Source organism: Nocardia sp. NPDC055053, from assembly GCF_053608285.1.
Map to the genome: position 1 here is coordinate 192,089 of NZ_JBSGVD010000005.1, position 12,706 is coordinate 204,794.

At 69.2% G+C, this 12,706-nt stretch carries 9 protein-coding genes; 4 read left to right on the forward strand and 5 right to left on the reverse strand.

Features of this window, described 5'->3' with window-relative positions; translation table 11 throughout:
* Positions 1–60 precede the first annotated feature (60 nt).
* Together ACWF82_RS07505 and rph are read right to left on the reverse strand one after the other, a co-directional pair.
* Positions 61–1,191: a serine hydrolase domain-containing protein gene (locus ACWF82_RS07505; RefSeq protein ID WP_452498962.1), complete on the reverse strand. Its 1,131-nt coding sequence runs from the start codon at positions 1,189–1,191 to the stop codon at positions 61–63.
* A gap of 82 nt (positions 1,192–1,273) precedes the next feature.
* Entirely contained in the window at positions 1,274–3,913 is a 2,640-nt protein-coding gene (gene rph / locus ACWF82_RS07510; RefSeq protein ID WP_452498964.1) for a rifamycin-inactivating phosphotransferase, read from the reverse strand.
* A gap of 163 nt (positions 3,914–4,076) precedes the next feature.
* Between rph and ACWF82_RS07515 the strand changes: the two genes are divergently transcribed.
* A complete protein-coding gene (locus ACWF82_RS07515) occupies positions 4,077–5,525 on the forward strand; it encodes an SDR family oxidoreductase (protein ID WP_452498966.1) in 1,449 nt (482 codons plus the stop codon).
* An 18-nt stretch (positions 5,526–5,543) separates the two neighbouring features.
* Here ACWF82_RS07515 and ACWF82_RS07520 read toward each other — a convergent pair whose 3' ends face one another.
* Together ACWF82_RS07520 and ACWF82_RS07525 are read right to left on the reverse strand one after the other, a co-directional pair.
* Positions 5,544–6,554 carry a glutathione S-transferase family protein gene (locus ACWF82_RS07520; RefSeq protein ID WP_452498968.1) on the reverse strand — a complete coding sequence of 337 codons (1,011 nt, stop codon included), beginning with the start codon at positions 6,552–6,554 and terminating at the stop codon, positions 5,544–5,546.
* A gap of 4 nt (positions 6,555–6,558) precedes the next feature.
* Positions 6,559–7,839: an MFS transporter gene (locus ACWF82_RS07525; RefSeq protein ID WP_452498969.1), complete on the reverse strand. Its 1,281-nt coding sequence runs from the start codon at positions 7,837–7,839 to the stop codon at positions 6,559–6,561.
* 96 nt (positions 7,840–7,935) lie between these two features.
* On the opposite strand from ACWF82_RS07525, the gene ACWF82_RS07530 reads away from it, so the two are divergent.
* The 3 genes from ACWF82_RS07530 to ACWF82_RS07540 are packed head-to-tail and all read left to right on the forward strand — an operon-like array spanning position 7,936 to position 12,022.
* Positions 7,936–9,159, forward strand: a complete 1,224-nt coding sequence (locus tag ACWF82_RS07530) for an acyl-CoA dehydrogenase family protein (protein ID WP_452498971.1) — start codon at positions 7,936–7,938, stop codon at positions 9,157–9,159.
* A complete protein-coding gene (locus tag ACWF82_RS07535) occupies positions 9,156–10,592 on the forward strand; it encodes an LLM class flavin-dependent oxidoreductase (protein WP_452498973.1) in 1,437 nt (478 codons plus the stop codon). Before ACWF82_RS07530 ends, ACWF82_RS07535 begins: the two co-directional genes overlap by 4 nt.
* A gap of 44 nt (positions 10,593–10,636) precedes the next feature.
* The gene (locus tag ACWF82_RS07540; protein ID WP_452498975.1) at positions 10,637–12,022 is read left to right on the forward strand and encodes a styrene monooxygenase/indole monooxygenase family protein; all 1,386 of its coding nucleotides are present in this window, start codon (positions 10,637–10,639) and stop codon (positions 12,020–12,022) included.
* 52 nt (positions 12,023–12,074) lie between these two features.
* Here ACWF82_RS07540 and ACWF82_RS07545 read toward each other — a convergent pair whose 3' ends face one another.
* On the reverse strand, positions 12,075–12,698 hold the full coding sequence (locus ACWF82_RS07545; RefSeq protein WP_452498977.1) for a carbonic anhydrase: 624 nt from the start codon (positions 12,696–12,698) through the stop codon (positions 12,075–12,077).
* Positions 12,699–12,706 lie beyond the last annotated feature (8 nt).

A 12,706-nucleotide genomic window follows, 5' to 3' on the forward strand; every position in this document is an offset into this window, starting at 1 on the left:
TCCAATCCTAACGCCGCTCGACCACCACCGAGCTGGGAAGATAGCCGCCGGCTGGGATGCTCACCCGCACAGTGCGTGGGTGAGCAGGGCGTGGATATCCACGGTGGTGGGTGTTCCGGTGAAGGAGATGGTGACCGCGCGCCCGGCGGTGCCCGCACCGGAGAGGGCGGAGAAGCCGTGGACGCCGCCCACATGGCCCACAAACTTCGCGCCACACGGTAGTTGCGTGTACGCGATGCCGAGCCCGTAGGAGATGCCGTCACCGTTGCCCATGTCGGACCCGTCGAGCATCTGCTGCAACTGGGTCAGCGGCACCACCTGCCCGGCCAGCAGCGCGGTATAGAACCGGTTCAGGTCGGCGCCCGTACTGACCAGCGCGCCCGATGTCCACGGCAGCGACGGCTCCATGAGCGTCGCCTCGGCGACGGTGCCGTCTTCGGCGGTGTAACCGGTCAGATGCGGATCGCGCAGACCGGTTTCGCCGGTGGCGGGCAGGTAGGTGTCCGCCAGACCCAGCGGAGTGAGAATGCGATCGCGCAGCTCATCGGCATAACTGCGCCCGGTCACCGCCTCGATCAGCATTCCGGCGACGATGTAATTGATGTTGGTGTAGCTGAATCGGGTGCCGGGGGCGAACTGCGCGGGATGCCGCAGCGCGAGCGCGATCTCCTGCGCGGGGGTGAAGGTGCGGCCGTCCAGAGCTGCCGCGTGTTCGTTCGTTTCCCGGGACAGGGTCGGCTCGGGCAGTCCGCTGCGATGACCAAGGACCTGGCGGACGGTGATGGCCTTCCCGTCCACGCCCGCACCGGCGAGCAGACCGGGCAGATACCTCCCGATCGGCTGGTCGAGGCCGATCCGGTGTTCGGCCACCAATTGCAGCGCGATCGCGGCGGTGAAGGATTTCGTGATGCTGCCGACCCGGACATGTTCGGGTCGATCGGTCGGGATCGGGGTCTGCGCGGCGATATCGGCGAGACCGGCGGCCACGACGGTGCTGCCGCCGTTGTCGGTGAGTGTCGCAAGAGCCCCCACAGCGCCGGAGCGGATCAGCGCGTCGAGATCGGCGCGCACCGCGTCCGCGCGGGCGACAGTGACCGCAGGCGCGGAGGCGGGCTCGGCCGCGCTGGTCGTGCAGGCGGTCACGAGCACCACCGCTGTGCAGACCGGGAGAACGAAGCTTCGTAGACGCATGCTCCGACGGTAGAAACCAGTGTCCCGCAAGCACATCGGACTGCGGTACGGCAGGATATCGGACTGGGGAGCCAGACTCGGATCAGCCTGCGGTACCGACCCCGGGTGCGGCGGAGTGGGGCAGGATCTCGACGTATCCGTCCGTGCCGTTCACCCGGATGCGCTGCCCGTCGCGGATCAGTTCGGTGGCGTGCTCCACGCCGACGACGGCGGGCAGGCCATACTCACGGGCGATCACCGCACCGTGGGTCATCAGGCCGCCGGCTTCGGTCACCAGTCCCGCGATCGCGACGAACAGCGTCGTCCAGCTCGGATCGGTGTAGGCGGTGACCAGGATGTCGCCTGATTCGACGTCGGCCTGTGCGATATCCGCCACGACGCGGGCGCGACCCTCGATGGTCCCGGCGGACACCGCCATTCCGGGCAGGGCACCCGGTGGCAGGTCGGCGCGCCGATACGCCCCGGACAAGGTCTCCCCGTCGGAGGTGAGTACGCGCGGCGGGGTGAGCGCCTGAAACACGCGGAACGCGTCTTTGCGTTCGTCGATGAGCTCCGCACTCGCCCGCTGGGTGCGGGTCACCTCGCTGAGCTCGTCGAATGTCAGGGAGAAGATGTCCTCTGGCTCGCGGAGCACTCCGGCCTCGACGAGCCGCGCGGCCTCGCCGAGCAGGGCTTGCTTGTAGACGAAATAGCGGCTGACCATGCTGTACTTCGGATACTCCCGATAGCCGGAGAACGTGCGGACCCGATCGATCATCCGTTCGGTCTCTTCGGCCTTCCGGTCGCCGTCCGGCAGGACGCGGAGTCGTTGCAGGAGTTGTTGTTTCGTCTGCTCGGCGTCGCGCAGTCCGTCCGCGAAACGCTGCCTGCCCGCGCCGGGCCCGAAGTTCCTGATATTGCCGAGGATTGTCGGCACGAGTGTGGCGGGGCTTTCGCTCCAGCGTGGCCTGGTGATGTCGATCTCGCCGACGCAGCGCATGCCGTATGTGCCGAGGAAGTCCTCGATCGCGGCGCGTGCCCGCGGACCGCCTGTGTGTTCGGCCAGTTCGTCCAGGAAGTCGCCCTCTGCCAGCCCTTCCTTGTCGACCTGCTGCAGATAGGCGACCACCTCCGGATGCGGGCGGATCGCATCGGCGACGTCCAGCAGTGCGAAGCCCATCTCCGAGGTCACGTTCCCTGGAACCGACTGGGTGAGCGCGTCGGCCGCGTTCTTCTCGCCCAGCCATTCCCGCAGCCGATCGTTGAGCCACAACGTGGCGTCCATGGCGGCAGTGATCACCTGCAGACCGCGCGGGGTGAACAGGACCCGCCGCAGCTCCTGGATATCGGCCAGGATGAAGTCGACCAGCGCGGGTCCGGACTGGGTCCGGATGTCGCGTTTCAGGGTCGTGAGGGAGGACTCGCTGGTCGCGATCAGCTCGGCGACGAGGTCGGGATCGGCCTCGATCGGCGAAGGCGCGGCACCGGCCGATACCGCGGCGGCATCCTCGTCCGGGACCTGACGAAGGAAGTCACCGCGATCGATCACGGTCCGCAGCGCGTCCCCGATCAGCGGATCGGACTTGCCGAGCCCTTCGATCAGGCGCGCGCCCTTCGCCGGCGACGACAGCAACGCGGTGACATCGACGAACAACCGTCCACCCGCGGTACGCATGGGCGCCCGGCTCGTCAGCTGCCACAACGAGATCCCCAACGGCTTCATCGCATCGGTCATCATCTGCTGATGGCCGACCGACACGTAGACGCGGTTCTCGTCGTCGGCGGCCACGGGAATCGGGAACACCGTGGTGATCGGCCTGCTTTGCACGATGCGAAAACCCTTGCCGTCCAGGCACCATTCGATGTCCTGGGGGTTGCCGAAATGTGCTTCGATGCGGCGGCCCAGCCGCGCGAGCTCGAGCACCTCGGCATCGGACAGCACCGGCTCGTTCCTGCGCTCCTGCGCGATCTCGCGCACTTGCGTTCCGCCCGTCGGCACGGGCTCGACGGCGAGCTTCTTGGTGGCGATCGTTGCGCTGATGACGTCGCCGTGGCGGACCCGGTAGACATCGGCGTTCACGAGGCCGGAAACGAGAGCCTCACCGAGACCGAAGCCCGCGTCGATGGAAACGACCGTCCGATCGGAGGTGACGGGGTCGGCCGTGACCAGGATGCCCGCGGCGCGCGGGAAAACCATCCGCTGCACGACTACCGCCATTCGAATCAGCTTGTGGCCGAAACCATGTCGCAGGCGATAGGTGACGGCCCGCTCGGTGAACAGTGAACCCCAGCACCGGCTGACGTGCTCGAGGGTCGCCTCCGGCCCCACGACGTTCAGAAAGGTGTCCTGCTGGCCGGCGAAGGACGCGGTAGGTAGATCCTCGGCCGTCGCGCTGGATCGGACAGCGTAGGCGCCGTCCGCACCGAGCCGGGCGTGCGCGGCGATGATCTCGGCCGCCACATCATCGGGAATGACGAGCTCTTCGATGGCGCGCCGGATCTCCGCGCTCAGCTCGCGGATCGCTTCCCGGTCCTCCGCTTCGAGGCGCGAGAGCTCCTCGACCTTGTCGCTGATCGACGGCCGGCCCGCCACGGCCCGTACGAAGGCATCCGTCGTCACACAGAAGCCGTCCGGCACCTCGACACCGTCGATGCGCGACAGCTCACCGAGGTTCGCGCCCTTGCCGCCGACGATCGCTACCTGCGCCCGGTCGACCTCACCGAAATCCAGCACATAGACCATCCCCGCTACTCCTGACCTGGTGGTTTCAGTTTTCGCGAGCGATTATGGACCACAATTCGGCGCCTCATGAGGGCCCGGAATCGTGTATACAGTAGAAGGGGGAAGGACGAAGCATCGCACGGTACATCTCGGTCGGCTCAAGATCGGACAGGGGTGATCTCGGATGCGCTGTGTCGTGTTCGGCGCCACCGGATACCTCGGTGGCCGACTCGTTCCGGACTTGCTGGACGCCGGGCACACTGTCCGGGTCCTCGCCCGTGACCCGGGCAAACTCACCGAGGCGGCATGGCGCGACCGGGTCGAGGTGGTGCGCGGCGATGTCACCCGCGTCGAGGACGTGCGCGCCGCGCTGGACGGTCAGGAAGTGCTCTACTATCTCGTCCACTCCCTGGCCCGCGCGGATTTCGAGAACGTGGATCGCGAGGCGGCGAACCTGGTCGCGACCGAATCCGACCGCGCGGGACTGACCAGGCTGGTGTATCTGGGCGGCATCACGCCCACCGGTCAGAAACTGTCACGACACCTCGCCTCGCGTGCCGAGGTAGGGGAGATCCTGCTCCGCGCGCCGACCCCCGCCGTGGTGTTGCGCGCGGCGGTGATCATCGGTTCCGGATCAGCCAGTTTCGAGATGTTGCGGTACCTGACCGAACGGCTGCCCGTCATGGTGACGCCGCGCTGGGTGCGCAGCCGGATCCAGCCCATCGCGGTGCGTGACGTGCTGCACTATCTGGTGCGCGCGGCCGGCCTGCCAGGCCGGGTGAACGACGCCTTCGACATCGGTGGCCCCGACGTACTCACCTACGAGGGCATGATGCGGGGTTACGCCGTCGCGGCGGAGCTGCCACGCCGGGTGATCGTGCCCGTCCCGGTGCTGACCCCGTGGCTGTCGTCCCAATGGGTCAACCTGGTCACCCCGGTACCGCGTGCCATCGCCGTACCGCTGATGGAATCGCTCATCAACGATGTCGTGTGCGCGGACCACCGCATCGCCGACTACATCCCGGACCCATCGGACGGGCTCACCTCCTATTCCGGCGCGGTGCGGCTGGCGCTGCACCGCATTCGCGATCTGGACGTCCCCACCCGCTGGTCGGACGCAGGCCTGCCCGACGCCCCGTCGGACCCTTTGCCCACCGACCCCGACTGGTCCGGCGGATCGCTGTACAGCGATGTGCGGGAACGGGATACGACCGCCGACCCGGCTACCCTGTGGGCGGTTCTCGAAGCCGTCGGCGGCGAACACGGGTGGTACTCCTTTCCCCTGGCCTGGGCGCTGCGCGGGTGGATCGACCGGCTGCTCGGCGGTGTCGGCCTGCGCCGCGGTAGGCGCGACCCGCACCGCCTGCGCGTAGGCGAAGCGCTGGACTGGTGGCGCGTCGAACACCTCGAGCGTGGACGGCTGCTGCGGTTGCGCGCGGAGATGCGGGTGCCAGGGCGTGGCTGGCTCGAACTGTCGGTCACCCCGTCCGCCGACGGCGGCGCCCACTACCGGCAGCGCGCCCTGTTCGAACCACACGGATTGGCCGGGCACCTCTACTGGAAAGCGCTCAGCCCCTTCCACGCGGTCATCTTCGGCGGGATGGCCCGCAACATCACCGGGGCTGCCGAGTGAACTGAAGACGAGGGCGGTTCAGCGGATTGCGGGTACCCGCTCGGCGGGCAGGGGCGGCGACGGCGGGGTGCCGTCGCCGAAGGGGCGTCCGCCGAGTTCCTCGCGGTGATGGGGGGTCAGCCAGTTCGACAGATCCGGTCCGGCGGGGACGATTCCGGTGGGGTTGATGTCGCGGTGCACCACGTAGTAGTGCTCCTTGATCTGCCCGAAGTCGATGGTGTCGCCGAAGCCGGGGGTCTGGAACAGGTCGCGGGCGTAGGCCCACAGCACCGGCATCTCGCTGAGTTTGCTGCGGTTGGTCTTGAAATGGCCGTGATAGACGGGGTCGAAGCGGGCCAGTGTGGTGAACAGGCGCACGTCGGCCTCGGTGATGGTGTCGCCGACCAGGTAGCGCTGGGTGCTCAGCCGCTCGGTGAGCCGGTCGAGGGCGGCGAAGAGCCGGGTGTAGGCGTCGTCGTAGGCGTCCTGCGCGCCGGCGAAACCGCAGCGGTAGACGCCGTTGTTGACCTCGCGGAAGACCTCGGCGTTGATCTCGTCGATCTGGGCGCGCAGCGGTTCGGGATACAGCTGCGGTGCGCCGGGCCGGTGGTAGGCGGCCCATTCGGTGGAGAAGTCGAGAGTGATCTGGGCGTAGTCGTTGGTGACGACCTGTCCGGTCGGGATGTCGACCACCGCGGGCACGGTGATGCCGCGCGGATAGTCCGGGAACCGGGCCAGGTAGGCGTCGCGGAGCCGGTGGATGCCCAGCACCGGGTCGACCTCGCCCGGGTCCAGATCGAAGGTCCAGCTGAGCTTGTCGTGGGTGGGCCCGCACAGGCCGAGTGACAGCACCGGTTCGAGCCCGAGCAACCTGCGCACGATCAAGGTGCGGTTGGCCCACGGGCAGGCCCTGGCCGCGACGAGCCGGTAGCGGCCGGGTTCGACGGGGTAGCCGTCGCGGCCGTCGGCGGTGATCCGCGTCGTGATGTAGTTGGTGTCGCGGCGGAACTCACCGGCCTCGACGTAGCTTCCCGCATCAGCATCGCTCACCTGCTCAGTCTTGCAGATCCACCTGCCAACGCGCCGTGCGCCGACCCTGGGTGTCGCCGAGCGCCTGGCGCAGGCTGTCGGGACCAAGGCCCCGGGACAAGCCGAGAACCAGTGCGGCGCAGCCGATTCCGGACAGGACGAGGCTGGTGGTGAACAGGGCGGGAAAGCCGGCCAGCTCGCCGACGATGCCCGCGGCCATGCCTGCCACACCTTGGACGACGACGATGGCGCAGGCGAGCAGGGTGTAGTCGCTGCCCGCGTGGTCGGGCTCGGAGGCGTCCATCATGAGAGCGAACACGGCGACGGTGGCCGCGCCGCCGAAGACGTGTTCGGCCAGGCTGGCGGTGACGAGGAGTTCGAAACCGCCGAGTCCGAGGGCGGCGAACAGATACAGCGCGATGCTCGCGGTCTGGGTGACACCGCCGATCAGCAGCGCGCTGCGGCGGCCGTAGCGGTAGGCCAGCCAGCCGCCGAAGGCCGCGCCGGCCAGGGCGCCCGCCGAGGAGAGGACGCCCTTGATCAGCGCGATCTGGCCGAGATCGAGACCGGCGTCGGACAGGAACGGGCCGGTGAGCGCCGACGCCATCGAATCGCCGAACTTGAACGCGCCGATCAGCGCGATGAAGACGAGGACGCCGGGGCGGCGCAGCCGGATCCACCAGGCGCCGAGCAGTTGCGCCGGATGCGGGCGCGGCGGGCGGTCGGCGACCGGTTCGCGCAGCAGCCACACCGGCACCGTGGTCAGCACGATCAGTAATGCCATGGCGAGGAACAGCATTCGCCACCCGGACACGGCGAACATCCACAGCAGGGCGCCACCGCCGACGATCATGCCGATGCGGTAGGCGCCGACCTGAATGCCGTTGCCAAGCCCGCGCTGGCGCGGACCGAGCAGGCGCACGGCGAGACCGTCGGTGGCCACGTCCTGCGTCGCCGAGAGCAGGTTCACCACCACGATGCCGACGAACAGCCAGCGCAACGACGACGACAGATCTAGGCAGGCGAGGACCATCGCGACCGCGGCCGCGGACAATTGCAGCACCAGCAGCCATGTACGACGGGTGCCGTAGCGGTCGACGTAGGGCGCCCACAGGAACTTCAGCGCCCACGGCAGGAACAGCACACCCGAGGCGCTGATCGCGACCAGCGAGTAGCCCGATTCGCGCAGCACCACCGGCAACGCCTGGGTGAAGAAGCCGAAGGGCAGGCCCTGGGCGAAGTACAGGGCCGACAGCAGAACCAGCGTGCTTGTCGTGATCACACCCGGTCGGGTGGCGGTGCTCATGGGGACATCGTCGCAGAGCGCCCCCGCACCGCACCCTTTGTGATCCCGCTGCGCGCAACCAGTGAACGCGCAGGCCGACGGCGTCATCGTGGGTTCATGACATCCACCGAGACGAAACGCGCGGCCGATTCCGAACTGGATGACGCCTTCCGCCCGATCTTCGACCGCATCGCCTCCGGCGCCGTCGCCCGCGAAACCGACCGGGAACTCGCCCACACCGAGATCGCCGCCCTGCGCGCTGCCCGGTTCGGCGCGCTGCGCGTTCCGGTGGAGTTCGGCGGCTACGGTGCGACGGTGCGCCAGCTGTTCGGGCTGCTCATCGACCTCGCCGCCGCCGAATCGAACCTGCCGCAGGCCCTGCGCGTGCACTTCTCCTTCGTCGAGGACCAGCTGCTCGCCGCACCGGGCCCGGCGCGGGAACAGTGGCTGCGCGCGGTGACCGGGGGGACCCTGGTGGGCAATGCCATCACCGAACCCGGCGTCGGCGCGGTCGACCGGTACCGCACCCGGCTCACCCGCGACGGCGAGCACTGGCGGCTCGACGGCACCAAGGTCTACAGCACCGGCTCCCTGTACGCCGACCACATCCTCGTGGCCGCCGACCGGGACGGCGAGCGGGTGGGCGTCCTGGTCGGCGCCCGCGCCGAGGGCGTGCGGCAACACGACGACTGGGACGGCTTCGGACAGCGGCTCACCGCCAGCGGCACCACGGAATTCACCGCAGTGCGGGTCACCGAGGAGCAGATCCTCGGCCCCGGCTACGGCGTATCCGGCCCCACCTACGCGACCGCGTATCTGCAGCTGGTCCAGCTGGCGGTGCTCGCCGGTATCGCCCAGCGCGCCGAAAGCGATGTGCGGGACTGGGTCTCGCGACGCACGCGCGGCTACACCCACTCCGCCGCCGACCTGCCCCGCCACGATCCGCTCGTGCAGCAGGTGATCGGCAAGCTGTCGGCGGCCGCGTTCTCCGCCCGTGCGAACGTGCTCGCGGTGGCCGATCTCCTCGACGAGGTGCTCGCCGCCGAAGCCAAGGACGACACCGCGCTCACCGCGGTGGAACTCGCGGCCGCGCAAGCCCAGCTCGCGGTGATCGACACCGTGCTGCCCGCGACGAGCCTGCTGTTCGAAGTGGGCGGCGCGTCCATCGTGTCCGAAGGGCTTCGCCTGGACCGGCACTGGCGCAACGCGCGCACCATCTCCGTGCACAATCCCGCCATCCAGAAGGCAAGGGCGGTGGGCGATCACCTGCTCAACGGCACCGACCTGCCGTTCGGCTGGAGTGCGGGCGAACGGGTTCCGGCCGGCGAGCAGGCGCGATGACCCGCCGGATCCGGTTCAACGCCTTCGACATGAACTGTGTGGCCCACCAGTCGCCCGGGCTGTGGCGCCACCCCGAGGACCAGTCACACCGCTACAAGGAGCTGAGCTACTGGACCGAGCTGGCGCAGCTGCTCGAACGCGGTCGCTTCGACGGCCTCTTCATCGCCGACGTCCTCGGCATCTACGACGCTTACGGCGGCAACGACATCGCCGCGCTACGCCAGGGCGCGCAGGTCCCGGTGGCCGATCCGCTGCTGCTGGTGACGGCGATGGCCGCGGTCACCGAGCACCTCGGCTTCGGCATCACCACCGGCACCGGTTTCGAGCATCCGTTCCCGTTCGCCCGGCGCCTGTCCACCCTCGACCACCTCACCGACGGCCGGATCGGCTGGAACGTGGTGACCGGCTACCTGCCCTCGGCCGCCCGCAATCTCGGCGCCGACGACCAGCTCGACCACGACGACCGCTACGACCAGGCCGACGAGTACCTCGAAGTGCTCTACAAGCTGTGGGAGGGCTCGTGGGAGGACGACGCCGTGGTGCGCGACGCCGAGCGCGGCGTCTACGTCGATCCGGCGAAGGTGCACCACATCGGCCATCGCGGCCGGCATTTCACCGTGCCCGGCATCCACCTGTCCGAACCGTCGCCCCAGCGCACCCCGGTGATCTACCAGGCGGGCGCCTCCCCGCGCGGTGTCCGCTTCGCCGCCGAGAACGCCGAGGCCATCTTCGTGGCCGCGCCGTCGAAACGCGTGCTCGCCCAGACTGTTTCGCGGATCAGGGCTGCGCTCGAGGAGGCAGGCCGTGACCGCTACTCGGCCCGGATCTACGCGCTGGCCACCATCGTCACCGATGCCACCGACGAGGCCGCGCGCGCCAAACACGCGGAGTACCTGTCCTACGCGAGCGTGGAGGGCGGGCTGGTGTTCATGTCCGGCTGGATGGGCATCGACCTGTCGCGCTACGACCTCGACGACCCCATCGGCGAGGTGCACAGCAACGCCATCCAATCGGCGGTGGCCGCGTTCCAGGAATTCGACGACGACGGTCGCGCATGGACCGTGCGCGACATCGGCCGCTGGGCCGGTATCGGCGGCATGGGCCCGGTGTTCGTCGGCTCGGGGGAGACCGTCGCCGACCAGCTCCAGGAATGGGTGGACGAGACCGATCTGGACGGGTTCAACCTGGCCTACGCGATTACGCCGGGCACATTCGAAGACATTGTGCGGCACGTGGTTCCGGTGCTGACCGCGCGCGGTGTCTATGCCACCGAATACGAGCGGGGCACGCTGCGGCACGCGCTGTTCGGAGCGGGGGACCGGCTCCCGGACGGCCATCGCGGGGCGAGTTACCGCGTGGGCGGCCGGAATTCGACCGCCCTGCCGGAATCGGAGTCCCGGCCGGGTACGGTCGCGGCCATCGATTCCCGCTGATCGCAATCCTGCTGCGGCGGCGCGGAATCGAGCATCATTCCGATATGACATCGCACAATACCGCTTCACGTTCCCCGCGTTCGGCCGCGATCGTCGGCGCCGGACAGACCGGCGTCACCGCGGCGCTAGGTCTGCTCGACGCCGGGTTCGAGGTCACGCTCTACAGCGACCGCGATCAGCCTGCCCTGCGCAACGACGTCCCCGCCACCGGCACCGCCCTGGAATTCGGTGTGGCACAGCAGGCCGAGCTGGCCCTCGGCCTCGACCCCTACACCGCGAGGGCACCCCGCCACACCGGGCTCAGCGTCCGCATCGCCGACCCCGACCGCAACGAACTCATCGCCTTCGACGGCGTGTTCGACGGCTACGTCGGCGTCGCGGTCGACACCAGGCTCAAGGCAGACGAGCGGCTCACCGCCTTCCGCGAGCGCGGTGGCCGCTTCGCCGTCGAGCAGGTCACCCCGGAAACCCTCGACGGCATCGCAGGCCGGCACGATCTGACCCTCGTCGCGACCGGTCGCGGTGGCCTGTCCGACCTGTTCCCGATCGACACCGCCCGCACTGTCTACGACGCGCCGCAACGCTCGCTGCTCACCGTCACGGTGACGGGACTCGGCCACGACCCGAGCGTGTTCGCCCACCGCAGTCCGGCGGGCGGCGCGCACAGCGGATTCTCCATCTTCGCCGATCAGGGCGAGGGCTGGTGGGGGCCCTACCTGCACAAGGACGCGGGTCCGAGCTGGGCATTCCTCGGCTGGGCCCGGCCGGGCAGCGACTGGGAACGGCGCTTCGGCGCGGCCGATTCGGCGGCCTCGGCGCACCGTATCGTCACCGAGCTGTACCGCGACTACATCGACTGGGATCTGCCGGAAGTCCTGGCCACCCAGGTGATCGAGGACGACCCGCACTCGTGGCTGAAGGGTGCCGTCCGGCCGGTGGTTCGTGCGGGCGTCGGCACCACCGCGAGCGGTCATCCGGTGGCTTCGCTGGGCGACACCTCCGTCGCCTACGACCCGATCGCGGGGCAGGGCGCGCAGAGCGGGCTGGTCCAGGCGCAGCGGCTGGTCGCCGCGGCCGCGGTGCACGACGGCGCCTTCGACGAGACCTGGATCGCCGCCCGCTATGCCGAATTCCTCGCCGCGCGCAGCGATGCCGCCGCGAAGGTGACCCGGCTGTTCCTCGGCGATCCGGAGTTCGCCGACATCGGCGGGCAGTTCTTCGCCGCCGGGGCGGTGGAGCCGCGGTTCGCGAGCGCGCTGGTGGGGTTGCTGCACCATCCGCAGCCGTTCCTCGGCATCGAGACCGTCGAGCAGGCGGGCGCCTATATCGAGGAGGTCACCGGGCTGCCCGCGGGCGAGGTACTGGCCCGGTTCCAGCCCGCGGTCAGATTCGCGCGGTCGGAGTACGGGGGCGCGCTTACCCGCGCCTGACCGGTCCGGACATCACCGCCGCGAAGGTCGGTCCCTCGCGGCGGTGTACCGGCTACTCGAGTTCGCCGATGTTCCCGATGACGCGGTGCAACTGGGCGCGTCCGTCGGACAGGTTGTAGGTGACGCACGCGATGGCGAGCTCGCCCGCTTCGATCTTCTCGGCGATGCTGCTCGACCGCTGGGTGAGCAGCATCGCTGTCTCCTCCACGTGCCGGGCCTCGAGCTCGTCGACGGTGCTGAGTCCCTCGCGGCGGCCGAGCAGGATCGAGGGGGTGACCCGCTCCACGATGCTGCGGATGAACCCGCCGGGCACGGCGCCGGAATCCAGGGCGTCGATCGTCGCGCGGACGGCGCCGCAGCTGTCGTGGCCGAGAACGACGATCAGCGACACGCCCAGCACGTCGACGCCGTACTCGATCGATCCGAGCACGGAACCGTCGACGACGTGACCGGCGGTGCGGACGACGAACATGTCGCCGAGGCCGCGGTCGAAGATGATCTCGGCGGCGACCCGGGAGTCACCACAGCCGAACAGGATCGCCGACGGATGCTGCCCAGCGGTCAGTTCGGCACGGTCGGCTGCGCCCTGATTGGGGTGCTGCAGTCTGCCTTCGACGAAGCGATCGTTTCCGTCGCGGAGTGTCTTCCAAGCGGTAACGGGACTGGTATGCGGCATATGTCCAG